This is a genomic window from Bacillus sp. FJAT-49711, assembly GCF_018343715.1.
GTDB lineage: Bacteria > Bacillota > Bacilli > Bacillales > Bacillaceae_C > Lederbergia.
In genome coordinates this window covers 140,084-165,681 of the sequence record NZ_JAGYPL010000005.1, presented here as the reverse complement: position 1 = coordinate 165,681, position 25,598 = coordinate 140,084, and the positions used below count along the sequence as shown (strand labels likewise).

General features: G+C 36.7%; 24 protein-coding genes. 14 read left to right on the top strand and 10 right to left on the bottom strand.

From position 1 onward, the window contains the following. Positions 1 to 34 precede the first annotated feature (34 nt). The 4 genes from KHA96_RS20815 to KHA96_RS20800 are packed head-to-tail and all read left to right on the top strand — an operon-like array spanning position 35 to position 3,963. Positions 35 to 1,093, top strand: a complete 1,059-nt coding sequence (locus KHA96_RS20815) for an iron-siderophore ABC transporter substrate-binding protein (protein ID WP_213131268.1) — start codon at positions 35 to 37, stop codon at positions 1,091 to 1,093. Then, positions 1,083 to 2,126: a FecCD family ABC transporter permease gene (locus KHA96_RS20810; RefSeq protein ID WP_213131299.1), complete on the top strand. Its 1,044-nt coding sequence runs from the start codon at positions 1,083 to 1,085 to the stop codon at positions 2,124 to 2,126. Before KHA96_RS20815 ends, KHA96_RS20810 begins: the two co-directional genes overlap by 11 nt. Next, positions 2,123 to 3,160, top strand: a complete 1,038-nt coding sequence (locus KHA96_RS20805) for a FecCD family ABC transporter permease (protein ID WP_213131267.1) — start codon at positions 2,123 to 2,125, stop codon at positions 3,158 to 3,160. The genes KHA96_RS20810 and KHA96_RS20805 overlap by 4 nt, the downstream gene beginning before the upstream one ends. Then, the gene (locus KHA96_RS20800; RefSeq protein ID WP_213131266.1) at positions 3,160 to 3,963 is read left to right on the top strand and encodes an ABC transporter ATP-binding protein; all 804 of its coding nucleotides are present in this window, start codon (positions 3,160 to 3,162) and stop codon (positions 3,961 to 3,963) included. The genes KHA96_RS20805 and KHA96_RS20800 overlap by 1 nt, the downstream gene beginning before the upstream one ends. Positions 3,964 to 4,242: 279 nt before the next feature. On the opposite strand, the gene KHA96_RS20795 is transcribed toward KHA96_RS20800, so the two are convergent. Both KHA96_RS20795 and KHA96_RS20790 read right to left on the bottom strand, forming a co-directional pair. Continuing rightward, positions 4,243 to 4,809, bottom strand: a complete 567-nt coding sequence (locus KHA96_RS20795) for a DUF6609 family protein (RefSeq protein ID WP_213131265.1) — start codon at positions 4,807 to 4,809, stop codon at positions 4,243 to 4,245. Positions 4,810 to 5,231: 422 nt separating this feature from the next. Continuing rightward, complete coding sequence (locus KHA96_RS20790) at positions 5,232 to 6,497, bottom strand: FAD-binding protein (protein ID WP_213131264.1); 1,266 nt, start codon at positions 6,495 to 6,497, stop codon at positions 5,232 to 5,234. A 174-nt stretch (positions 6,498 to 6,671) separates the two neighbouring features. Between KHA96_RS20790 and KHA96_RS20785 the strand changes: the two genes are divergently transcribed. From KHA96_RS20785 to KHA96_RS20760, 6 genes are all read left to right on the top strand, one after another. Continuing rightward, positions 6,672 to 7,118: a hypothetical protein gene (locus tag KHA96_RS20785; RefSeq protein ID WP_213131263.1), complete on the top strand. Its 447-nt coding sequence runs from the start codon at positions 6,672 to 6,674 to the stop codon at positions 7,116 to 7,118. Between the two features lie 118 nt (positions 7,119 to 7,236). After that, positions 7,237 to 7,539, top strand: a complete 303-nt coding sequence (locus KHA96_RS20780) for a Dabb family protein (protein ID WP_213131262.1) — start codon at positions 7,237 to 7,239, stop codon at positions 7,537 to 7,539. A 126-nt stretch (positions 7,540 to 7,665) separates the two neighbouring features. Then, the gene (locus KHA96_RS20775; RefSeq protein WP_213131261.1) at positions 7,666 to 8,193 is read left to right on the top strand and encodes an STM3941 family protein; all 528 of its coding nucleotides are present in this window, start codon (positions 7,666 to 7,668) and stop codon (positions 8,191 to 8,193) included. 31 nt (positions 8,194 to 8,224) lie between these two features. Continuing rightward, the gene (locus KHA96_RS20770) at positions 8,225 to 10,186 is read left to right on the top strand and encodes a DUF2207 domain-containing protein (RefSeq protein WP_213131260.1); all 1,962 of its coding nucleotides are present in this window, start codon (positions 8,225 to 8,227) and stop codon (positions 10,184 to 10,186) included. A gap of 278 nt (positions 10,187 to 10,464) precedes the next feature. Further along, entirely contained in the window at positions 10,465 to 10,992 is a 528-nt protein-coding gene (locus tag KHA96_RS20765) for a sigma-70 family RNA polymerase sigma factor (protein ID WP_213131259.1), read from the top strand. Continuing rightward, positions 10,985 to 11,722, top strand: a complete 738-nt coding sequence (locus tag KHA96_RS20760; protein WP_213131258.1) for a hypothetical protein — start codon at positions 10,985 to 10,987, stop codon at positions 11,720 to 11,722. Before KHA96_RS20765 ends, KHA96_RS20760 begins: the two co-directional genes overlap by 8 nt. 294 nt (positions 11,723 to 12,016) lie before the next feature. Here KHA96_RS20760 and KHA96_RS20755 read toward each other — a convergent pair whose 3' ends face one another. Together KHA96_RS20755 and KHA96_RS20750 are read right to left on the bottom strand one after the other, a co-directional pair. After that, positions 12,017 to 14,128, bottom strand: coding sequence for an MMPL family transporter (locus KHA96_RS20755; protein ID WP_213131257.1), 2,112 nt, complete (start codon positions 14,126 to 14,128; stop codon positions 12,017 to 12,019). An 86-nt stretch (positions 14,129 to 14,214) separates the two neighbouring features. Further along, positions 14,215 to 14,790 carry a TetR/AcrR family transcriptional regulator gene (locus tag KHA96_RS20750; RefSeq protein WP_213131256.1) on the bottom strand — a complete coding sequence of 192 codons (576 nt, stop codon included), beginning with the start codon at positions 14,788 to 14,790 and terminating at the stop codon, positions 14,215 to 14,217. Positions 14,791 to 14,926: 136 nt separating this feature from the next. On the opposite strand from KHA96_RS20750, the gene KHA96_RS20745 reads away from it, so the two are divergent. Continuing rightward, the gene (locus KHA96_RS20745) at positions 14,927 to 16,189 is read left to right on the top strand and encodes a mechanosensitive ion channel family protein (protein WP_213131255.1); all 1,263 of its coding nucleotides are present in this window, start codon (positions 14,927 to 14,929) and stop codon (positions 16,187 to 16,189) included. Positions 16,190 to 16,646: 457 nt separating this feature from the next. Here KHA96_RS20745 and ric read toward each other — a convergent pair whose 3' ends face one another. Then, entirely contained in the window at positions 16,647 to 17,345 is a 699-nt protein-coding gene (gene ric, locus KHA96_RS20740; RefSeq protein ID WP_213131254.1) for an iron-sulfur cluster repair di-iron protein, read from the bottom strand. Between the two features lie 165 nt (positions 17,346 to 17,510). On the opposite strand from ric, the gene KHA96_RS20735 reads away from it, so the two are divergent. From KHA96_RS20735 to KHA96_RS20725, 3 genes are all read left to right on the top strand, one after another. Continuing rightward, the gene (locus KHA96_RS20735) at positions 17,511 to 18,278 is read left to right on the top strand and encodes a carbon-nitrogen hydrolase family protein (protein ID WP_213131253.1); all 768 of its coding nucleotides are present in this window, start codon (positions 17,511 to 17,513) and stop codon (positions 18,276 to 18,278) included. 74 nt (positions 18,279 to 18,352) lie between these two features. Next, complete coding sequence (locus KHA96_RS20730; RefSeq protein ID WP_213131252.1) at positions 18,353 to 19,222, top strand: sugar phosphate isomerase/epimerase family protein; 870 nt, start codon at positions 18,353 to 18,355, stop codon at positions 19,220 to 19,222. A 164-nt stretch (positions 19,223 to 19,386) separates the two neighbouring features. Then, a complete protein-coding gene (locus KHA96_RS20725) occupies positions 19,387 to 20,964 on the top strand; it encodes a catalase (protein ID WP_213131251.1) in 1,578 nt (525 codons plus the stop codon). Positions 20,965 to 21,137: 173 nt separating this feature from the next. On the opposite strand, the gene KHA96_RS20720 is transcribed toward KHA96_RS20725, so the two are convergent. The 5 genes from KHA96_RS20720 to KHA96_RS20700 all read right to left on the bottom strand — a co-directional run bounded on the left by KHA96_RS20720 (position 21,138) and on the right by KHA96_RS20700 (position 25,525). Continuing rightward, on the bottom strand, positions 21,138 to 21,569 hold the full coding sequence (locus KHA96_RS20720; RefSeq protein WP_213131250.1) for a hypothetical protein: 432 nt from the start codon (positions 21,567 to 21,569) through the stop codon (positions 21,138 to 21,140). A 357-nt stretch (positions 21,570 to 21,926) separates the two neighbouring features. Next, positions 21,927 to 22,751: an aldo/keto reductase gene (locus KHA96_RS20715; protein ID WP_213131249.1), complete on the bottom strand. Its 825-nt coding sequence runs from the start codon at positions 22,749 to 22,751 to the stop codon at positions 21,927 to 21,929. Positions 22,752 to 22,854: 103 nt separating this feature from the next. Next, the gene (locus KHA96_RS20710) at positions 22,855 to 23,325 is read right to left on the bottom strand and encodes a DinB family protein (RefSeq protein ID WP_213131248.1); all 471 of its coding nucleotides are present in this window, start codon (positions 23,323 to 23,325) and stop codon (positions 22,855 to 22,857) included. Between the two features lie 200 nt (positions 23,326 to 23,525). Next, on the bottom strand, positions 23,526 to 24,191 hold the full coding sequence (locus tag KHA96_RS20705; protein ID WP_249315822.1) for a hypothetical protein: 666 nt from the start codon (positions 24,189 to 24,191) through the stop codon (positions 23,526 to 23,528). Positions 24,192 to 24,301: 110 nt separating this feature from the next. Next, a complete protein-coding gene (locus KHA96_RS20700) occupies positions 24,302 to 25,525 on the bottom strand; it encodes a Bcr/CflA family multidrug efflux MFS transporter (RefSeq protein WP_213131247.1) in 1,224 nt (407 codons plus the stop codon). Between the last annotated feature and the right edge of the window lie 73 nt (positions 25,526 to 25,598).

Sequence of the window (25,598 nt, the reverse complement as noted above, 5' to 3'; positions counted from 1 at the left end):
ATTGATTGATAATGAGAATCATTATCAATCACATATGAAAATTAAAAAATCATTTTTACTAATGTTAACGCTTGTAATGATGGCAGTTTTTGCATTAGCTGGCTGTTCTAGTGAGTCTTCACAAAATAAGGAAGAACCGAAAACGACAGATACCGAAACGGAAACCGATACCGATTCACAATACCCCATTACGATTAAACACGCATTAGGTGAGGATGTTATTAAAAGTAAGCCAAAACGGGTTGTAACCATTCAATGGGCGAACCATGATGTTGCTTTAGCACTTGGTGTAGTACCAGTAGGATTTTCGGCTGCAAACTTTGGGGTTCAAGATGATAGTGGTTTATTACCATGGACAAAAGAAAAGCTAGATGAACTTGGAGAAACGGATCCGAATGTTTTTCAAGATACAGATGGTTTAGATTTTGAAGCCATTGCAGATGCAAATCCAGATGTAATTCTTGCGGCATATTCTGGTATTACTGCTGAAGATTATGAAACATTAACCCAAATTGCCCCAGTAGTGGCCTATCCAACTGCACCATGGGCAACTACATGGCGTGAACAAGTTGAATTCAATGCTAAAGGTATGGGTATGGAAAATGAAGGTAAACAATTAATTAAAGATACAGAGAACTTAATTGCTGAAAAACTAAGTACTTATCCACAGATCCAAGGTAAAAAAGTAGTGTGGGTTAACTTCTCAGCAAAGGATTTATCCCAATTACACATTTATACTCCGATTGATTCACGAGGAGCGTTTTTAGAAGAGCTAGGGATGACTTATCCTGAAAGTGTTAAGGCATTAATTAAAGATCCAAAAAGCTATTCTTTAAGTTTGAGTGCTGAAAATGTGGAAGCTTTATATGATGCAGATTTAATTGTTGGTTATGGTGATGATGCACTATACGAAACTATTAAAGCAGACCCGCTACTAGGGAAAATTCCAGCTATAGAAAGAGGCTCTGTGGCGTTTATAACGAGCGATTCTCCAATAGTAGCAGCTGGAACTCCAAACCCACTTTCAATTGCTTATACAATTGATGAATATTTGAAACTAATCGGTGGAGCGATTGATAAAATTGAAGAATAATCCCCCTCCTTCTAAAAAAGAACAATTGGATATACGAGTACAGAAGCATTTTTTACTGATTCTTGTATTGAGTTTTATTTTATTAATCATCACAATCATTGCTTCGCTTGTATTAGGAGCTAGGGTAGTCAGTTTTCCAGAATTAATAGATGGATTATATTATCATAATGAAGATTCCTATGGAGCCATTGTAGTGCAAAAGCGGGTTTCACGTACGATATTTAGCTTGTGCTGTGGTGTCGCCTTAGGAATCGCGGGTGTGCTTATGCAATCTGTGACACGGAATCCATTAGCTGATCCAAGTATTTTAGGTGTTAATACAGGTGCATCATTGTTTGTAGTATGTGGAATTACTTTTTTCAATATTACTACTGCAGGCCACTATATTTGGTTAGCCTTAATTGGAGCAGCTGTTACGGCCATTTTCGTATTCGGAATCGGTTCTTTAGGCCGTGGAGGTGCAACACCAATCAAATTAGTTCTATCTGGAGCTGCCACAAGTGCAGCTCTTTCTTCACTTGTAACGGCTATTATGATTCCTAGTGCATATGCGATGGATCAATTTAGATTTTGGCAAGTAGGAAGTGTTGGCTCTGGATCATGGAATTCCATTTCCTTTTTTATTCCTTTTTTACTAGTTGGAGCGATCATAGCATTTATATTAGCCCCAGCACTAAATGCGTTAGCGTTAGGTGATGATACTGCTACTGGTCTTGGCGTACGGCCAGGTTTGCTCAGAATTATTGCGGTTTGTTCAGGCGTTATTTTATGTGGAGTAACGACTGCTTTAGCAGGTCCGATCGGTTTTATTGGCCTTTTAGCAACACATGCTATGCGTTTAGTTGTCGGACCAGATTTACGCTTTTTAATTCCTATGTCCGCATTAGCAGGGGCAATTATTTTAACATTTTCCGATGTGGCTGGCAGACTAATAGGAAGTCCTGGAGAGCTTGAGGTCGGGATTGTAACAGCGTTTATTGGTGCACCCATCCTCATCTTAATAGCTAAGAAAACGAAGGTACGGTCATTATGAAAAAGCAATCTGGTGAAATGAGTCTTATTATGGAAGGGATGCGTCAAAGAAGGAGACGCATGTTCCTCGTTACCTCTATATTAATAGTTTTAGCAGTCGTACTTTGTTGTGCCATGTTATTATTAGGAAACACTATTTATCCTGTGGATGTGGTCATTCGTTCCTTATTAGGTGAAGAAATAGCAGGAGCTAATTTTGCTGTTAATACAATTAGACTTCCTCGAATGCTCTCTGGCTTATTTGCAGGATTTTCTTTTGGAGTAGCAGGGTATATTTTTCAAACGATATTACGCAACCCATTAGCCAATCCAAACATTTTAGGTATTACTTCTGGCTCTAGTGTTGCTGCAGTCTTTTGTATTACCGTACTACATTCAAGTAAATCGATAATATCAATTGCAGCTGTCGTTGGGGGATTAATTACAGTTATCATCATGTATATATTATCTCGTGGCAGATTGTTTTCTATTGGCCGTTTAATAATAGTGGGGATTGGTATACAAGCGATGTTAGATGCGGCTATTTCGTATTTGATACTTAAAAGCGGCCAACAAGAAATTGCAGGTGCATTGAGATGGTTAAGTGGTAGTTTAAATGGTGCGAAAATGAGTGAAGTACTTCTATTAATGATGATGGTTATTGTATTTACTCCTATCATGCTCTTACTTAGCAAACATTTAAGCATGCTAGAATTAGGCGATCAAACGGCAACATCACTTGGTGTAGCAACTGATAAAATACGAATTACTTTAATCGTAAGTTCTGTATTTTTGATTGCCATTGCTACAGCAACAACTGGACCCATTGCCTTTATATCTTTTTTAGCTGGGCCAATTGCGAATCGAATAGTTGGTGTAAGTGCTTCAAATATTCTCCCAGCAGGTTTAGTCGGTGCTAATCTAGTATTATTTGCAGATTTAATTGGACAATTTGCATTTGAATATAGGTTTCCAGTCGGGGTGATTACGGGTTTACTCGGTGCACCATATTTAATTTATTTACTAATCCGAATGAACCGAAAAGGAGAATTATAATGGGCAATACACATAATTTTCGTGTCGAACGTCTCGTTTCTGGATATGAACATAAAACGATCATTCACGGAATTGACCTTGAAATTCCAAAAAACAAAATTAGTGTCATTATTGGTGCAAATGGTTGTGGGAAGTCAACATTGTTAAAAACGATGGCCAAACTAATTAAGCCTACGGAAGGGAATGTCACGTTGAATGGCAAAGCAATCCATAAATACCCTCCAAAGCAATTGGCTCGAATTTTGGGGCTCCTCCCGCAGTCTCCTGTCGTTCCTGATGGGATTACGGTTGCGGATTTAGTCGGCAGAGGGAGGTTTCCACATCAATCATTATTCGGTGGATGGTCAAAAAAGGATTATGAAGCTGTTGAAGAAGCGATGGAATTTATGAACATTACTGAGTTTGCGAATCATGATATTGATGAGCTTTCAGGTGGTCAAAGACAGCGTGTATGGATTGCAATGGCACTTGCACAACAAACAGATATTTTATTTCTTGATGAACCTACTACCTTTTTAGATATTACGTATCAGGTAGAGATACTGGACCTACTAACAAATTTAAATCATAAATACGGAACAACGATTGTAATGGTATTGCACGATATTAATTTATCAGCTCGCTATGCAGACCATATTTTTGCGGTGAAAAAAGGAAAGCTTGTTGCAGAAGGAAAACCAACTGAAGTCCTAACAAGTGATCTAGTCAAATCTGTTTTTGATTTAAATTGTGTTGTCATCCCAGATCCAGTTTCTAATACGCCATTAATTATTCCAAAAGGGCGTTATCATGTAAATGAGTAGCATATTTATTTTGATCAAATAAACTATAATAGTAATAAAAATGATTAAAATAGGGATAAATAATCTGAAGCTAGAAAAATTAATATAAAAGGAATTGCCACTATTCATAAGTAGTTCCGATAACGTGAAGAAAACCTATAATCGCGGCCCAGATAACATACGTTTTCGTAGCAAAAATATCAAACGAATTTACAATACAATTAACACACAAAAAATCTTGGGAATATCCCCAAGATTTTTGTATTTAATTTGTTTTTCTTATACAATTAAAGCACCTAGCTAGTTGAAGTTCCTATATTCTTTGCTACTCAAATCGGAACTATCCAACTGTCGCTTCATAGATAGCATTCTAAATCCAATAATGATTTTTATGATACTGTCAATCATTGCAAACAATAGAAAAGGAACACTTGATAAGAATATCCCTATTAGGGAGTTTAGTGTTGTTAAAACGCCTAACAAGGGCATTAGTTTCCCTTGAGAAAAATAAAACCCAAAGAAATGTATACCAATGACGATAAAAATACATAGCCATAGTAATCTTAAATCATCAAAGCCAATAATCAATCCACAAAGTGTGCATAGAATGATAGTAACCACAACAGAAATATTATCCATTCTATCTTGAAACTTAGAATTCTTACCATATGCTAGTTTATTATTTACAAAGGGCAATCCAAGTATTAGCAAATATCCAATAAAAAAACCGAATCCCATAAAAAAAGGCTGGATCAACAAGTCACGACCCAAAATAGCAGAAAGAATAATAATAACGCCAATAAAAACTAACCATACCCCTACTGTTCTTTGGGTATTATATTCTCTTTTAACTTTTTTCATATCCATTTTCTTCTCTCCTTTAAAATTCTTCCTTTTATATACTTTTTTGCTAATAAAATTTTCCGCTAACCTACTTCGTTAGGTGGGGAACTGAATTTCCATAATACTCAAGCATACATTACCACATAATGCCGTAAATCCTTGAGTTTTTTCGCAACAGACTGAGAATTACACATCAATTAACAACATAAATAGCACCCTTTTTCATACGATGACAATAGCCATTGTCAAGATGTTATTCATAGGTGCTATTTGATATGCTATTTTGTTGTTGTTTTCTTATACGACGCTGATATTTAAACAAAAACAGCTCTGTTATTTACTATACTAAAAGGTATCCTATTTCGTATTCTATTTACAATGTTTCTCCACGAAATCTGAACTACTTACACTATTCAGCAATTCCTTTTATATAGTTTACTTCCATCTTACGTGCAAAATATATATTTATCCAAAAACTCGTTGCGAAACTTACCATTCGGATCATATTTCATAAGCAGTTGTTGAAAAGCAGGCATCTTTTCATATAGTGATTGTATTTTTGCAGGAGAGGTAGTAAACAGTTTTCCCCAATGCGGCTTTGCTTGAAAAGGTTCAAGCTGAGCTTCGATGAGTGGCAGCAATTGCTTAACTTCCGTCCATTTATCCTGCCATGTAAAGTGAATGGCTACCGAATCCTGTTTATAGGATGGACTCATCCAAAGCTCGTCTTGTGCAATAGTCCGCACTTCTGATATAAACAAATGAGGTGCGATTTGGTCACGGATTTCACTAAGGGCGCAAAGAGCGTCATAAGCGTGCTCGCGAGCCAAAATATATTCACTTTGCAGCTCTTGACCTTTACTTGGGGTAAAATCCATTCGGAAGTGCGGCAAGCGATCAAGCCAATCTCCTGGCACACCTAGCTGGGCTGTACAATTCTCTGCTCCTACTCCTTTTAAGGGATGGAGATTTTCTTTGGCTGCATCAGCTCCATAAAAGTTCTTTCCTAATGAAAAAGTTTGATCAACCTTCAGTTTGCTCTTTATCCATACTTGATTAAATATTTCGTCCTGCCAATCCGTAAACAAGCTCACACTATAAGCACTGGAAAAAATGGCGTCAAAATCGTGAGCTAGCTGAGCTAACGGAAGATTTTCATAAACATCCTGCCGTATTTGATAACTAGGAAGGATATCTAGTGTTAGTTTTGTGACGACGCCGATTCCTCCTAGCCCAATAACCGCGCCATGTAATTCATCTTCCGATTTTTCTCTTGAAAAAGTTACAATGCTTCCATCGCCGATGACAACTTCTAAAGCACGTACAGCTGCCGCTAAATTTTGAATTCTATTACCTGATCCATGTGTTGCTGTTGCACAAGCTCCAGCAACCGAAATATGCGGAAGGGAGGCAAGGTTATGTAACGCATATCCTTGTTGCTGAAGTGTATGGCAAAGACTGCCATACGTAGTTCCCGCCTGTACCGTTACGGTTTCTTTTTCAGGATCAATGGATGGAGCTGTATTAATTTTTTGCAAGGATACTATATTCTCATTCGAATCTGCAATACTATTAAATGAATGACGCGTACCTATCACACGCAGCTTTCTTAATCTTGAGACTAATTGTTGAACTTCTTCAACAGATTTGGGTTCATGCCAGTTAGTCGTGCTATATTGAAAATTCCCCGCCCAATTTCTTACTTTAACCATGAATTCAGCTCCCTTTTTACTGTTTCTTTATCTTAACTATACATATAAGAAATAAAAATTTTCAATCAATTATATGAGAAAGCACCAAACATATTTAGAAAAGGTCCCTTATCTTCTTCTTTAAATCCATATGTTAGAATGGACATAACATTTTTATTAAAGGGGGCGAAAAAAATGTACATTTTTCTTACATATTTTGTGACCCTATTTGTCATAGTGATATCAGTCTTTATTTCGCTTTTATTTAAATATGAATTAGAGAAAATGTTTCGAGAAAAAAGTGGTGTGCTCCCTTTTCATATATGTAATGTGCTAATTATATTAATGGTTTCTTTTGGAGTACACACGGTCATGAACATTTATATCGCTGGAATAGAATTTAATTTCCTCCTACAATTCATCATTCTCCTGTTCATGTGTTTGCCCATTTATATAGTAGGTCACTTAGCATTTGAAAAATACAAATTAACATACTGGCCATACGAAACTACAGAAAACAAGACGATAATTATCCTTAATGAAAAATACTTAAAAAAGAAAAAACTGCCTACAAGATTGAGAAATTATAATGTTGCTTCCAAGGAAAATAAAGCAAAAAAGAATGAGCTCAAAAAAGGATGACTTGGATGTTTTCTAAGTACTGATCTTTTTAAAAGTCGTATCCGTATTATCAAGAAGGAGAAAATACGTTTTTGTCGAATCTCTAGATAGTAGAAGCGGATAGAAAGGATGAAGAAGTATGTATGAACATATGGTGTTTTTTAAATTTAATGATAATATTACTCCGGAAAAAGAACAGGAGCTATTAAATAAGCTGCAAAATTTTAAAGAGAAAATTCCTGGGATTGTTGAACTTTCCGCGGGATTTAACGTAACGGAAGAGGAAGAACGAAAACAAGGTTATAGCTTAGGTTTGCGTGTGACATTTGAAAATAAAGAATATCTTAATCTATACGGCCCACATCCTGTTCACCAAGATTTTGTAAAATCTTTGGACACTGTAATTGAGAATGTAGTGGTCGTAGATTACCCAATAGAATAAATAGTTTCCAATAGAGTATTATGTCATTTACTTTTATCCTCCGTAGGTCATTCGGAGGATTTATTTTATGATTGAAAGCCTTTAAGCTAAATAGGGTACTATTTTAGGCTTAGGGGGTTTATATTTATGGGTGATTATAGAATAATGTCAAAAATGAAAAGAATGGTTATGCTAACAATTTTCTCTCTAATTTTTGTGATTTTAGGGATTTTTATTTTAGCAGGTGGACTAGTTGAAAGTTCGATTGGCCTGATGATTATTGGTATTCTAACAATAATCGTTTTTGGTCTTTGTATTATATATTATATCATTGTACTTATTAAACGAGAGCCGGCCATTATTATTTCTAATGATGGGATTATCGACAAATCTAGTTATATCGGAGCAGGACTTGTGAGATGGACGGAGATTGAAGCATTTGAGTTCATTAATTTTTCAGGTCAAGTATACCTTGGTATTTTTACAATTGACCGTGATTTAATCATCAACCGGATGAGCGGAATGAAAAAAGTGTTCACACGAATAAATAAAGGCTTATTAGAAACACAAGTTAACATCCCAGTAAAAAATCTAAATTGCTCTATGGATGAACTGGTTGATGTAATTAATGAACGATGGGAACAGGCGCTTGAGAAAAAAGAATCGCAAATTTGAGTGAAAAGCAGAAAAATTGGAGGGAGCGGTTTTGAAAAAAGTTTATGTGATTCCTATTTTTATAGTCATTATTTCTTTATTGGCTGCATCACCAGCTGCTGCCCGCTCCTTTTCTATCGATAAGGTTCATATTAAGGGATGGATTCAATCGAACGGGGATTTACTAGTCAATGAGGTTTTTACCTATACATTTGATGGCGAATACAGCAGGGTGAGAAGATCTATACATTTGGATGGCCATGACGGTATTGGAAAATTCGAGGCATATGAGCTGTTAAATAAGGAAGGGACCCCGGGATTCATTGACATGAATGAGCTTCGTCCACTTGAACTGGAGCAGAAAGGCAATGACTTTTTTGCAAGTCTTCCCGCGAGCGATGAAACAAAAACCGTTTTCTTTTTATATGAATTAAAAAATGCAGTACGTTCATATGATACATACAGTGATTTGACTGTTCCATTTTTCAGTAAAGGTCAAAACCATGATTCCGATTTGCACAATGTAACGATCGATTTCGTTTTTCCTGAACTAGTCCGACTGGAAGATTATCATGGATTCATTCATGAGCCTGACGGTGAACTTGTGGAAAGAAACGAAGAAGTCGTTAGATTTCACACACCAGTTTCTAATAAAGGTGAATTAACTGAAGTAAGACTGTTGTTTCCATCCTCAATTATGAAGGACCAAAGCAAAAGCTCTGCTCCCGTCAGTCTTGAAAAGGTGCTTGAAGAAGAGAATAAGCTCTTACATGCTGAATCAGAAAAAAAGGAATCACAATCAGGATTCGCATCGTTTTTATATGTAGTCGCAATCATTTTTGCTTTGGCGGCATTTGGACTAATGTTTTTGCCACAACGTATTTGGAGAAGAAATGATCATCATATTGACTTGAATACGTACGATCCGCTTTTTCTATATACGATCGACCGTGCAGGGAAAAAGGATGATTTTGCATTTTTTGCCGGTGTTCTATCTCTAGTTGAAAGAGGGCTTGTCACGATCAGCGATACGAATACCTTGACACGTTTTGCACGAGACGAGGAAGCACCGTCCCAAACCTTAAGTTTTACATACCGGACGGGTATTAGCAATTTGTCAGAATGTGAGAATATGTTCCTCGACTGGTTATTTACGCGAAGAGTTAGAGGCGGGACCAGGATTTTTTCTATGAATAATATATTTGGAGCCACAAAAGCAGAAAAACAAGACGGAAAATCAATGCATGGCCACTATTTGCGGCGGTTCCGCTTTATGCAAATGGAAAAGCGCTGGTTTGACTGCTTCATTCAGAACATGAAAGACTCAGGATTATTTTATGATAGATTTGTACGTATCCTAGGTAGAGTTTTAATGATCACCGTTATGGTAATGGTTGTTCTCTCGTACTTTGTAGATTCAGCTCCGGGCTTTGGTATATTTTTATATTTAATAATATCGGGCTACTTGCTGAAAAAGGGATGGGCAGCAGAAGGGCGTTCTCAAACGCTTGGGCTTTTGGGTGTTTCTATGTTCGCCGCAATAATTTTAATAGAATCTATTATGCTACTGCCCTATATACTTTTAATAGTATCAGCGGTGTTGCTTTTTATGGCAATACCGAAATATATTCTTTCAAATGAGGCAGCTCATATCCGAGCGAATATCCGCACATTTAGAAAACAGCTGCAACAAGAAGGCATATCTTCCACTGAAGACGGCACACAGCTTGATCGGTTGATGGGAAGGGCTCTTATTTTACGGGCTAAAAAATTCACGATAGAAATAAACGAATCTGAGGAATTTATGAAGGCTGCTCCGCTTTCCGCCTTTATTCTTTCCGAAGGCAGCCCGATGGACTATTTATTGAAAACATGGAAATTAAGCAAACCGCCGCGTGAATTTTATAAAACAAAAAAGCAGCAGAGCAAAGATGGAGGCACCTATTTTGATAGTGGCGGTGGAGGAGGAAGTTCAGGCGGCGGTGACTCCGGCGGTGGAGCAGGAGCAGATTGATATGAAAAAGTGAGGTTGCAATAGATGCTCCTCACTTTTTAAATTTATTTAGCAACTAATTAGGAAATCAAAATGTAGGCGTATCCCTTATTAACTTACATGTATATTCTTACCTAGCAGGATTCGACCTGTCCAAAGTGAAAAAAGCTATTCTATGAGCAGGGTACATTAAAAGAACCGATAAAGTTCAAGAATAAGACTTTACTAGGTATATAAATGAAAATATATGGAACCTTTTTCAAACTTTAAAGTCTAATGGTGAAAGGGGGGAGATCGATTTGGAGACGGATGTACTTTTAGCGCAAAAAGGAGATAAAAAAGCATTTACTCGTTTGATTGAGGAATGCCAACTCACTTTGTATCGTGTTTCAAAAGGCATCTTAAAAGATGATATAGATTGTGCAGATGCTATACAGGAGACAATACTAAAATGTTATCATTCTATTTCTAATTTAAAACAACCAAAATATTTTAAAACATGGCTTACTAAAATACTTATCAACGAATGTAATGACATATTAAGAAAACGAAAAAAAGTAATTTTGTTAGAATCAGTGGAGGATTTTGGAAATGGCAGGAGAAATACAGAAGAACTTTTCGAACTTAACGAAGCTTTATCAAAGCTTGAATATAAATACAGTTCCGTCCTTATCCTTTTTTATTATGAAGAATTTTCAATTAAAGAAATTTCACAAATACTGAAGATAAAAGAAGGAACAGTCAAATCCAGATGGAGTTGTGCTCGTCATAAACTCTCATCACTACTGAATTTAAATAAGGATGAAAGGGGTGGGGAAAATGAATAGTCATAAAATGGATTATGAGTTGAAAAAGCAATTTGAAAAGGAATCAATTGAAATTCCTGAGTTAATAAAACAAAGAATACATTTTACACTAGAAAACTTACCAGAAAAAAACAAAACAAAATCGTTTATTTCCTCGGCTAGTTTTAAATATGTTTTAGGAAGTATCGCTTGTTTAATACTAGCATTTGTAACGATTTTTCCTTTTATCTCTAATTCATTTCGATCTGGGCATAATTATACAATTCCTGACGATATGACAACTATTCAAAATTCATTAGAAACGTTTACTACTGTTATGCCTAAGAAATGGGAAACAGTTGAACTAGGGGATGACCCGAACCGTATAATTAATATGGGACCAACTGATCAAAGTGTACATCTAACAGTTTCAGAAGGTGTTTACTATATAACAACTGGCGATGAAGTAGCAAGGAACATTTTGATGGAAAAGTATGAAGCAAGTGATTCTTATCAGGATTTTGTTGATAAAATGATTAATCATTATTCTTCTCGTGGAATGTCTATTGTAGAAATTGACAAGGTGGACGATATCCCTATTTTTATGGAGAAAATAGATCACCATATTACGCTAATGGCTTATCCTGTCGTCGATAAAAAACCATTCGTCATTGTATTAGAAAGCAGTGGGCTTAGCACTGTGAAGGAGCTAAAAGAAAAAGGTTACTATCAGCATTTTAAACAGGCAATTCAGCTAACTCATCCTAATTAATTGTTCAAAAACATTCGAACATACAAGTTGTGAGAAAAGCCCCTCAGTTCTGTCCTCTAGCACTATAATGCTATATCGTGCTGGGGGAGAGACCCCGAATATATTAACGCTACCTAGAGCACACTAAGCATACAAGTCGCGATGTTTCTTGCATGTTTATTTGTTTTTTCCTTTTTTTTACCTTTCGAATAAAATCGTTAAAAACGAAAAGGATAGCTCCGATAAAACGTTGTTTCAATTCAATTCTATTATCAAATAAAAAACCCTCCACCATGAGTGGAAGGTCAATTCATGTTATTGTTTTTCAATGACTGTTTTCTTGTCTTTTTCCAATAATACAATTAATCCCGGCAATAGGATTCCTCGTATAAGGAAGGTATCCATCAATATTCCCACGGCTACGATAAAACCGAAAACAAATAGCAGTTCTATGGGCTGTGTTGTTAAGACGGCAAATGTTGCGGCAAGGATAAGGCCTGCTGAAGAAATTACACCGCCCGTATGGGAAACTGCGATTTCGACAGCTTTACGAATGGGACGATGCTTTCTTTCCTCCATAAACCGTGATACAAGCATGATATTATAATCAACACCTAGTGCAACCAAGAATACAAAGGCATACATCGGAACTCTGTTATTGATGGTATCAATTCCAAACAATAATTTGGTTAGGAACATACCAAGACCAAGCGCCGCTACATAAGAAATCAATATTGTCCCCATCATGTAAATAGGCATTTTGATTGATTTAGTTAAGAAAATAAGCAGGGAAAAAATTAATAGTGTTTCAAGTGTAATCACCACTTTTAAGTCGCGATTATTAACAGAGCGGTCGTCTACTGATGTAGCTGTTTCTCCTGTGAAATATAGTTTTCCTTCCACATTTGCATCTCTCAAAATCGTACTAGATTGATTCATCATAACTTCAAGTGCATCCATTGCTTCAACCGAATATGGGCTTGCATCAAATGTCAAACTGTAGGACACAGCTTTTTCGTCATCTGAAATATTTTGAAGCCGGACATTTGCGACATGCTTTTGATTTGCAAGAAGGTTAGATAGCTGCTTTTGCTCGTTCTCACCAATGATACTCTTTGCTTCAACTAAAACCGTGGTCGGTGCAAGATCGCCTGGTTCAAACTTTTCTTCCAGAATTTCATATCCAACACGTGAGGGCATATCCTTAGGAAATGATTTTAATGTATCAAATTCATAATGTGTATTGATGATGTTGCTAGCACTTAACAAAAGAAATACACCAATAACAGTTACGGATATGACTGGTTTTCTTACAATAAAATGACCAACTTTACTCCAAATCGAATTGACTTTCACATGGGAGTCGCCAACCTTCGGAATGAGTGGCCAAAATGCCTTTCTTCCAAAAATCGCAAATAAAGCAGGCACAAGTGTCACGGATGCTATCATGACTACAACCATCGTTGTTGAAAATAACGGAGCGAAATTATGGGAATCGCCGTAGTTAGTAAAGAACAATACGAGCATGGCTGCAAGAACTGTTCCACCTGAAAATAAGACTGGGAGGCCGACTCCGCGCATTGCGTGCTGCATCGCTTCATACTTGCTTTCATATGATTTTAGTTCCTCACGGTACCTAGAAAAAACAAAAAGCGAATAATCAATAAGTGCTGCAAAAAGCAAAATGGACATAATCGACAAAGATTGTGAACCCATAGGGATACCTGCTTTGCCGATCAAACCAAGAATTTGGTTTACAACTTCATAGACAATTCCTGCTGCGAGCAGCGGAATTAATGCAAGTGCAGGTGAACGATAAATCACTACAAGTAATAACAAAATAATCCCAACGGTTGCAAGGATAAGAACGATATCTGCCCTTGAAAATAGATTTTTAGTATCAACTGATATTCCCGCTGGTCCCGTGACTTCCATTTCCAAATCTGTATTGGCTTTAATTACTTTATACATTTGGTCAATAGAGTCCCGTATATCTCCAGTGTCGAGTGAGGCATCAAAATTCATTGGCAACAGTGCAGTCGTCCCATCTTTAGATAAAAATGATTGCAGTGCCTGTGGCGGTAGCTTATCGATTGGGATGACTTGTTCCAGTCCTTGTATATTTTTTTCGGTAATTTCAGTGACTGCACGAGCAAAGTCCTCGATTTGAAGTTTCCCTTCTTTAGCTTGAAAGACAAGAATAGCTGGAATCCCGTCATTATTCTTGAAATAGTGATCTAGTTTTTGCTGGGCAACTACCGATTGAGTGTCGTCGGGAAAAGACTTTAGACGGGAAACCTCATAATCCCTTGCACTTGGCGCCAAGGCTGCAAGAATAATAGTGAAGGCAAGCCAAACCCCAACTGTTATCCACATGCCTTTTTTGCTGCTTACAAAATCGGTTAAGGTATGGATTATGTTCAGCATAATAATGTATCCTTTCATATAAAGTGAAAACAAAAGTGACACATATGTTACTTTATTATTATTTTCCAAAGTAACATATGTGTCAATTATTTTTCTATGACGATTCCATGACAAATGATTTCTTTAATATATTGAATCCATTCAGAATAGGGAATGTTTCGGTGATTAGGTAAATCAATAGTGTTGAAAAGAAATCCTATAATCAAGTCATCAGGCAGCTGCTGTTTTAATTTAGCTTCGTTTTTGCCTTTATTGATGAAATCTTGCATGGATTGGTACATGTTTTGATGTAAAGCTGCTATCCTTTTCTTATTCTCTCCGATTTTTTTATGCTCTATTTTAGGCATCTTTATGGCCATTTCTCTGATTTGATGAATTTCTGTATCCTTTAAAATGGTATGCAGGACAAAATCAAATTGGCCTTCAAAATCCTCGATTGTATTAATCTTTTTAAGCTTTTCGATGAATTGTTCCGTTTCGTATACCATGTAGTCAGTGATCAATACATCCTTATTGTCAAAATACTTGTATAATGCCCCTCTCGAGATGCCTAGCTTTGATGCAAGGATTCCAAATGTAAATCCTTCATACCCATATTGTAAAAGTATATGTTTCGTTTCTCTGAACAAGTCATCCATTGAAAATTTTCGTTCTCGTGCCATGTACTCACCTCTAACCCAATTATAAGGATATCAGCCGAGAAATTGAATCATTATCCTCGAATCGATGCCTAGCACTCTTGTTCTCACCTATGATAAGCTTAGTATAAAGTCAGTGAAAAAATAAAAGGAGAAAACCGTGGAATCAATTTACAACCTTCTTATTGAATATGGAATGAATCCTGAAATAGCCAGCTATCTTTCTGTTTTTATTCAAATTCTTATTATCGCGATTCTCTGTATCGCGGCGAATTTTATTACGAAAAAGGTAGTAATCAGGATCATTACACATTATTTTACGAAAACGAATTTCAAATGGGGCAGTATCATTCTAGAAAGGAAAATATTTCGTAAGCTATCCCATATCGTTCCTGCCATCATTATTTTAAACTTTTCAAAGACCTTTCCAGGTTATGAAGGCTGGATCGAAAAGGGAGCTATTATATATATCATTATTGTAGGACTTTTTATACTGGATAGCTTTTTAAATGCAATTGATGATGTTTATAGAACATATGAAATATCGAAAGTTAGACCCATAAAAGGATATATTCAGGTAGTGAAAATTGTTGTTGCTATTATCGCAGGAATCATTATTATTGCCAACTTAATTGGGAAGAGTCCTACTATTCTTTTAAGTGGTATTGGGGCATTATCAGCTGTAATCATGTTGATTTTTAAGGATTCTTTATTAGGTCTTGTAGCCGGCATCCAGCTGACTTCGAATGATATGGTTCGAGTGGGTGATTGGATTGAGATGCCTAAATATGGGGCAGATGGGGACATAATTGAAATCTCTTTAAACACTGTAAAAGTTCAAAATTGGGATAAAACGATAACGACAGTGCCGAGCTATGCGCTTATATCTGATTCCTTTAAAAACTGGAGAGGCATGCAAACATCTGGTGGACGGCGGATAAAGCGCCCCATTTATATAGATACGAGCAGTATCAGTTTTTGCACCAACGATATGATTGGAAAATTTAAAAGCATTCACTATCTGAAAGATTATATCATTAACAAGGAAAGTGAAATTGAAGAGTATAATTCTAATAATGAAGTAGATGGAATGAATAAAGTGAATGGACGGTCCATGACGAATATCGGTGTCTTTAGGGCTTATATCGCTAATTACTTAAAAAATCATCCTGGAATCAATCAAGAAATGACACAAATGGTAAGACAATTAGAACCAACTGAACATGGTTTGCCATTAGAAATTTATGCCTTTTCGAATGATGTTAGGTGGGCAGTTTATGAATCTGTACAATCTGATATTTTTGACCATCTCTTTGCTGTAGCACCTGAGTTTGGACTAAGGGTGTTCCAGAATCCTACAGGGCATGATTTAAGAAATGTTTTGGATGGGAAAATAAATAGTAAAGATCATGGAACTTCATAAATGATACTATCCCCTGCCGTTCTTTAATTGATTTAATGAATGTTCAAGAAATCATCAGTAAAATAGTGAAAAATAGACATAATCATGAATACGATAATGACTCTAAAAGAAATGAATAAGTAACTGCCCCCACCAACTATGGTGGGGGCAATTTCGATTGTTACTGATTGTATACATCAAAGCTTCTATTTTAGTGATCTAATATTTACGCAACTCCAGTTTTACTGTATTTTCCGTCTTAATTAAATATTTTCATTGAAGCAATTTTATTAAGGTTGGCCGTCGATAGGGTTCTTATGAGCGTGAAAGAAATCATATCCGATTTAAAGAGATGTAATCATGTATTCTAATCATCATAAAATCCCCTCATTCTACAAAAAGTCTGAGGGGATACTCTATTTGTTTTTTTCACGTCCAATAAATAAATAGCCTGCTATCTTTATTATTCTTTCCCAAATTAAATCGCATTTCGGACACGGTCAAATAATACATTATTTTCAAGGTGAACATGATTAAACGTATCCTTTTCAAGCTGTTCTAGCCGAGCATAAACTAAGCTGTATGTTGCGCATGCTCCCTCAGGTAGAGTAAAGTTATTTGTTATATCGCGTAGTTCGAATAGTAATTTACCAGCATTCTCATGCTCTTCCTCAAGTTCAAATACATGTGGCCTAACTGTTTCCTTTATTTCTTCTTGTGGATTTCCTAAGAATTCAAGGATAAGAGGGAATACATTTTTGTCTTCATCTTCTGTATGTTCGAGCAGTTCTTTACTTAATTCATCAAAAATTTCTTGTATTCGATATAGATGTGGCTGCCAATCTCCATGTACGTTTACAATCGTTGAAACATATTGTGATAAAGTTGGCAATTCCTCGCGTAAACATTCATGATATTTTTCTTGGATATAGGCTACGAGGGTTTTATTTCCAAATGTAGCAGGATCGACAGCACTCTGATTTCCTTGATTTATTTCAATTGCTTTAATTTCGTTTAAAACCTCAATTGGATTAAGATCTCTTGCCTCTGCAGCTTCTTTAAGGGCAATCTTACCCCCACAGCAAAAGTCAATTCGTAAATTTCTAAATAGATCTGCACTTTGCGGTAGTGCTGTAACGATATCGGCTACATGTGTATCAATGGTTAGCTGAGTCATGGTTCATGCTCCTCCTTTTTCATATTACTATTCTTATCATAATGAAAAGCTGATCGAGATATTGTGATGAAAGTCACACTTGTAGAAATTAATGATTAATCTTTCTTTTGTCTTTTTCGATTCCAAGAGGAGTGCTATAATCCTAGTAAATGTGAGGTGTTGTGTATGGACAAAAAAGTTAGAATTGCAATGGGGCAAATGCTTGTTGAAGCTGGCCAGTTGGAGGCTAATCTTAAACGAGCATGTAAAATGATACATACAGCAGCTGACAAAGGGTGTGATATTATTGTTCTGCCGGAAAGTATGGATTTAGGGTGGACTCATCCCTGCGCGAAGAACCTTGCTGAACCCATCCCAGGCTATAGCAGTGCAAAGCTTTGCCAAGCCGCAAAAGAATCTAATATTTATGTGGTTGCAGGTTTAACTGAACGTTCTGGTGATCGAATTTTTAACGCAGCAGTTGTAATTTCGAATGTTGGTGAAATTCTTATTACTCATCGGAAAATTAATGAATTATCTTTTGCACTTGATCTTTATACAGTGGGGGACAAATTAAATACAACTGAAACTGAATTTGGCAAGATAGGATTAGCCATTTGTGCCGATCTTAGACCCGAGGGGGATCCAATTGGTAATACATTAGGATTAATGGGAACCCGCCTTCTATTAACTCCTTGTGCGTGGGCAGTGAAACCTGATCATAATAATAACTTGAACCCGTATGGTCAAGAATGGATTGATCCGTACTCAAAAATTGCCAAAACCTATCATATGACGGTGGTAGGTGTAAGCAATGTAGGAATGGTTGAGGGTGGAGAATGGGATGGTTGGAAGTGTATTGGTTGTTCCATAGCAATCGGACCTAATGGAGAACTACTGGCACATGGAACTTATGGTGAATATGCAGAGGAATTAATTGTAATTGAAGTGTAAATACCGTGTGAGTATTCTGATGATTCAATAATTTCAAGTGATAAACAAAAAATTGAAGGGGAGGATGCAATTATATGACTTTAAAAGTAGGTATTCAACTTTATTCAGTACGACAAGCTCTAAAAGCTGAACCATTTAGCACATTAGAAAAAGTAGCCCAGGCAGGTTATAAATATGTAGAAGCTGCAAACCATGATGCAATGACAGACGATGGTGTAGGCTTTGGATTATCTGCGAAAAAAATGAAAGAAGCACTTGATAACTTAGGCTTATCAATAGTTGGCTGCCACGTCAACCCATTGAAATTGGAACGGCTTCCAGCTGTTTTGGATTATCACCAAGAGTTAGGAAACAAACAAATCGGTTGTGACATAGAATTTTATCCGTATGAAGATATGGATTACTTGCTGCGTCGCTGTGAACTATTTAATAAAGTGGGAGAAATGTGTAAATTACGAGGCATGCGCTATTATTATCATAACCATTTTCAAGAGTTTCAAAAATTTGGCGATAAAACAGTGTATGAGATTATTATGGAAAATACTGATCCAAATTTAGTTTTCATCGAAATGGATACATATTGGATCACGCGTGCTGGTCAAGATCCTTTAAGATTAATAGAAAAGTACAAAGACAGACTTGTTCTTCTTCATCAGAAAGACTTTCCAAAAGAAGCTCCACAGCCTATTGTGATGTATGACGGGGTCATAGAACGAAATCTAGAAATCACGTATCCGATGTTTGAAGATACGAAAGACCCAAGATGTTTCACCGAAATTGGTACAGGTGTGTTGCCAATACAAGAAATCATCAATACTGCCTTAAAAGCACCTAATTTAGACTATATCATTTTGGAACAAGATCATACGAATCTTGATGAGATAGATTCAATCAACACGAGCATGAAAGCTTTTCAAAAGTATTCTGGAATAGAATGGATCTGATCACAATGGACGTGGCCACATAAAAGGTGTAGCCACGTCCATTGTGGTGTTATCGTAAATAGAAATGACTATACTATTTGGCAGGCAAAGTCGTATAAAATCTGCATATTTGCATTGTTTATGGGTATTAATATCTTTATATCAATTCACATGGAGGAAAAGATATGAACAACAATGGTAAAGAAATTGAAAACGATATGACGCTGACGAATCGCCAAGGTCATCCTATTTCAGATAACCAAAATATTAGAACAGTTGGAAATAGAGGCCCCTCTACATTAGAAAATTATCATTTCATTGAAAAAATGTCACATTTTGATCGTGAGAAAATTCCTGAACGTATTGTTCACGCACGTGGGGCGGGTGCACATGGATATTTTGAAGCTTATGGTAAGATCGGAGATGAGTCAATTTCCAAATATACAAGGGCAAAGGTATTGCAAGAAACAGGAAAACAAACACCTGTCTTAGTTCGCTTTTCTACTGTGGCAGGGAGTGCTCATTCTCCCGAAACATTGCGTGATCCCCGTGGGTTTGCTGTGAAATTTTACACAGATGAAGGCAATTGGGATTTAGTAGGGAATAATTTAAAAATATTCTTTATTCGTGATGCTATGAAATTCCCTGATATGATCCACGCTTTTAAACATTCACCTGTCAACAATCTACCTAATCCTGAAAGAATGTTTGATTTTGTTTCACAAACACCAGAAGCTACTCATATGATTACCTTTTTATTTTCTCCATGGGGAATACCGGCTAATTATCGTCAAATGCAGGGATCAGGTGTAAATACGTATAAATGGGTAAATAGTGAGGGGGAAGCAGTACTTGTTAAATATCATTGGGAGCCAAAACAAGGGATAAAAAACTTGACTCAAAAGGAAGCAGATGAAATCCAAGGGAAAAACTTTAATCATGCAACGCAAGATTTATATGAAGCCATTGAACGTGGTGATTATCCAGAATGGGAGTTATTTGTTCAAATAATGAGCGATGATGAGCATCCCGAACTAGATTTTGACCCACTAGATGATACGAAGCTATGGCCGAATGATCAATTTCCATGGCATCCTATCGGTAAAATGGTCTTAAATAAGAATCCGGAAGATTATTTTACAGAAATAGAGCAAGCAGCATTTGGCACAGGTGTTCTTGTTGATGGACTTGACTTTTCAGATGACAAAATGCTTCAAGGCCGGACGTTTTCTTATTCAGATACACAGCGTTACCGAGTCGGAACAAATTATTTGCAACTTCCTACTAACGCTCCGAAAAAACGAGTAGCGACGAATCAAGGCGGGGGGCAAATGCAATATAAAGTTGATCGGGCTCCTGATCAAAATCCTCACGTTAATTACGAGCCTTCAGTACTAGGCGGGTTGGAAGAAGCAACCAATAATAGTAAGGAGCATCAACCACATTACGATGCAAGACTAGTACGACAAAAAATTGACCGTACTAATGACTTCAAACAAGCTGGTGAAACCTATCGTGCTTTTGACGATGTAGAAAGAGATGAATTAATTGCGAATTTGGTAGATGCTTTAAAAATTTGTAATCCAATTATTCAAGAAAAAATGATTGAATACTTTACTAATGCTGACCCGGATTATGGAAAACGAGTTGCAGATGGAATTGCAAATGCAAAACAAAATAGCGATGGGCATACAAGCTCTTCTTCGGCAGATAAGGCCATGGAGGACGCTGAAAAGATGGGACATGAGACAGACGGTTATTAGTATTAGGACATATAAGCTATTTTTTTAAAAAAAAGTAGGAAGTCAAGAAAAACAAGATTTTCTATTCGAGACGTTCGTAAATGTAAAAAGGTATAACCACCTCATATAAATTGAGGTAGTTATACCTTTTTTGTTATTACAAAAAGAATTCATATAAGCCTGTTAAGTACATTTTAAGAAACAATATTAAGTGTCTCAGCTGTTAAAGTAACATCAAGGATATTCTCATTTTGTCCAGGTGAGGTTGAACGTACGATATTTCCAAATAAAGTATAGGTAAATGTCCCTGTACCAGGCATATCGATGGCTGTAAAAGTGGTAGTCATCTCATCAAAATCAGTATTTTGTACATCTCTGACCATGAAATTATCAGAAGTTCGGGTAATGTTAAATCTTATAACATTAGCTTGAAGTGGAGTACCTACTACCGTTGATGAAGAAGTATCCGACCATATTGAGACGATCAATCCAACTGCATCCGAAGGCTCATTCACCGTTACGGTTACTGTTGAAATAAGCATACCTGTCCCATCCGATGGCAAAGTGGGTAAGGGACTACTATTATTGCCTAGCGAAATTCCGCAGCACATTGGTCTTAAACCCATAGAATATCTCCCCCTTTCTTATTGAACTAGTAAATCATATGATTAAAATTAAAAGATTGATTGGATATGAGAGAAAATGTGCTATTAAATAGTAGGAGATCTCTTAATATGAACCATTGAAAGGGAGGGAATGAATGGATAGCTAGAATGGAAGGGGTTAATCAGGGCACCAGATTGTCTCGGCTAAAATGATTATCCAATTTCGTGTTCTATAATGATTCTTGCGATTATAAGATTCGTCACTTAACTACTATTACCTTCCAAAAATCAAAAAAGACATCGAGAGAGCTACGCTCGATGCCCTTTGTCGTCAATCTGAAAGGCTGTCAGTGAACAGCCTTTTTTACAATAACATAATTAACGCATATGCATTTCATTAGGATCTGCATTATGACGCTCGCCGCGGTCTATAGCTGCAATCTTGTCCATATCCGCATCACTTAATTCAAAATCAAAAATATCAATATTTTCTTCCATGCGTGAAGGTGTTACTGTTTTTGGAATCACGATGACATCCGTCTGTAGCTGCCAGCGTAGAATGACTTGGGCCGGTGTTTTTCCGTATTGCTCAGCTAATTCTTTAATGACCGGATCTTCTAATACCTTTGTTCCGTTCATTAACGGACTATATGCCTCCAAATAAATGCCGTGTTTTTTACAAAATTCCTTTAATTCTTTTTGTTGTAAATATGGGTGACACTCTACTTGGTTCACTGCCGGTACAACTTCACATTCATTCATGATTCTCTCGAGATGTTCTATCTCAAAGTTGCAAACACCAATAGCTTTTGCACGTCCATCTTTATAGATTTTTTCCAGCGCTTTGTATGTGTCCACATATTGATCAAATTTAGGCGTTGGCCAGTGGATTAAATAGAGGTCCACATAATCAAGTCCAAGTTTTTCAAGACTTTCATCAAAAGCCTTTAATGTATTTTCATAACCTTGGTCCGCATTCCAAACTTTTGTTGTTATGAATAAATCCTCACGCGGCAAGATATTTTTGGCAAGTGTCTCTCCAACCCCAACTTCATTTCGATAAATCATCGCTGTATCAATTAAACGATAGCCAGCATAGATTGCTTGTTCCACTGCATTTGCGGCTTCTTCATTAGGCACCTTCCATACCCCGTAGCCTAATTGCGGAACACGAACCTCATTGTTTAATGTTATGTATTGCATGAAATCGCTTCCCTTCTTTTAGTATAATAAAAGTCTTTCATAGAAATTTTTAAAATTAAAATAATGATACAGGCAGAAACCACCTATGAAAGGTGGAAAGAAATTATTGCATTTCCTTTGTTGGTCCCATTACAGGCGGTACAGTTAATCCTGCTTGGCGAAGCAAAACGGTCATTTGTCCGCGGTGGTGGGTTTGGTGATCAATTAATGCACGTAAAAGTGCTCCACGAAGTGTAGGACTACCGAATCCTGTAACCTCTTCAAGTAAAGATTCATCAGATAGCTTAGATATTTCTTTCTTAAACGCGTCGATGACCTTTTCATAAGCATCCACTATTTCTGATGCATTTGTAGGGATTGGTTGATCTCGGGTAGGACCAGGAATGTTAAGGCCGGCAAAATGGCCGAATGCACCAGCGGCGCCAACTAAGTGCCAAGCTAACCACCCAAGGCTACTATGACCAGGTACGATGGCTTGATCCATCTTATCATTCGTCATCGCTTTAAATACATTTAATGTTCCAGCAGAAGCAACATTCCAATCGTTTACAAAATCCTCGACTTTTCTGTACACTGTGAACAACTCCCCTTTTTCATTCTTTTCAATTTGATTATAGCCAATAAGGGATATGGTGTCCAAAGGGGTGTCTTGTAGTATTTGCTTGCATTAGTGTCATAAATCAAAAAACTAAGCAAAAGGAAGGCAGTATAGTACGGCTGCCCTTCTCACAAAAAACAATGGAATTCGTTACCATCCCATTGTTCCATAAACTTCTAGAATCGACCAGGAAACTGCTTTACAATTGCTTCCGCTATCATATCAGACATTCCGAGTGCTTGCGCTTCAATTTCATCAAATACTGCTACATCAGCTCTATAATCCCTTTGAATCATTTTTACAGCTTCATCTTTCGTTAAATTTAAATGCATATAGAACATGTTTCTTACATCTTCTTCTCCCAAATACGGATTAATATTACTTAAAAAAGCAGCTATATCATCTGCATTCCGGTACCATTGTTTATTTTTTTCAGCAGCTGTTTTAGTATCTCCTCTAACAGATGCTGTTACTAATTCTGCTGCTAGTACTAAGTGTTCCTTTATGAGCATGGCGTATTGATCTGCAATGTGATTACCATAGAAAGGTCTTATACAATTTCCTAAATCAGTTGCATTTCGTAAAAGGCGCTCTTGTACAAATTGTAAATCAGGTAGATTAAACACAATAGAAATGATCGTCATTCTCGTCCAATTAACATGTTCTTCCCAGAGTAGGCGGTTCATACTAAGAAAATCAACTTCATTTTTTCTTATTAATTGTTTGCTCGGTTCTGTGGCTGATTTTGATAACACGTATCTTACGGGTGCTGTATATTGTGAAATTGGACCCCAATAAATGGGCTGAGTATACGTAGGCAACATATTTCGAAAATAGAACATTTTATCTTCTCTCCTTGAATCTAAATAAAGTTTTTTAAGTTAATATACTCCATTCCATCATTTAGGTGATTGTCCCTGAACCGTTATCCAAATATAAAAAACCCGCTCATCTAGAGCGGGTTTACTTGGCCAACATTTTTATGAACTTTTGATTTTCTTCTAGCTAATCCAAAATAAGAAAGAAGAGCCAGTGAACTAGCGATAAAAATAATGATTCCCATTGGCAATGCCGTATTTTCGCCTGCAATTCCAACAAGAGGCGCGGATATGGAGCCCAAAATATAAGGTAGTAAACCTAATAATGCTGCTGCGCTGCCAGCTACATGGCCTTGAGAATCCATTGCAAGTGAAAAAGATGAAGTAGAAATAATGCCAATGGATGAAACAAAGAAGAAAAGCGATATCACTACAGCAACTAGCGGACCTTTTAGTAATAAAACGATTAATAAAGAGATGCTGGCAGCACTTGACATAAATAAGCCTGCTTTTAAAAATTTCTTTTCTGAAATGTAATCTGATAATCTACCAACTACCTGCGTTCCTATCATAATTCCTAAACCGTTCATACCAAACAAAATACTAAATAATTGTGGAGAAACTCCATAAATATTTTGATAAACAAATGGTGTGCCTGATACGTAGGCAAAGATTCCTGCAACAGTAAATCCTTGAGCCAAAGCATAGCCTGCGAATTGTCGATCTAAAATAAGGGATCGGAAATTTTTAAACGTTTGTCCAATATTGCTGGGCACCCGGTTTTTTGCTGGCAATGTTTCTTCTAGTTTCATAGACACTAAACTTACTAGGAGAACACCAATTACACCTAAAACAATGAAAACACCTTTCCACTCTGTGAATTTAAGAATGAGTCCGCCGGCAATAGGAGCTAATATGGGAGCCAGATTATTTATCAGCATCAGCAATGAAAAGAATTTCGTAAGCTCTCTTCCACTATAAAGATCGCGGACAATTGCCCGTGAAATTACGATTCCTGATGCAGCAGCAAATCCTTGTGTAAACCGTGCTGCTAAAAATACATAAATATTGGGAGCGAAGGCACAGGCGACGGAAGCGATAAAATATAATGATAGAAAAGTGATCAATGGTTTTCGTCTACCTCGAATATCGCTCATCGGTCCAATAATGATTTGCCCGGTTCCTAGCCCAAGTAAGCAAGCTGTTAAACTAAACTGAACAAGTGAGGCATTTGTTTCATAAAAAGCTGCGATTGTTGGAAATGAAGGTAAATACATATCGATTGTAAGTGGGCCCATGGCTGCCAATGTGCCGAGCAGCACAACTAAGCCAAATCGTTTATTCTTTTTTATATTCAAATATATACACCGTACCTTAACATGAGTGTTTGTCTATAAAAACATCTGACAGTTCCTTATTTCATCAATGTTT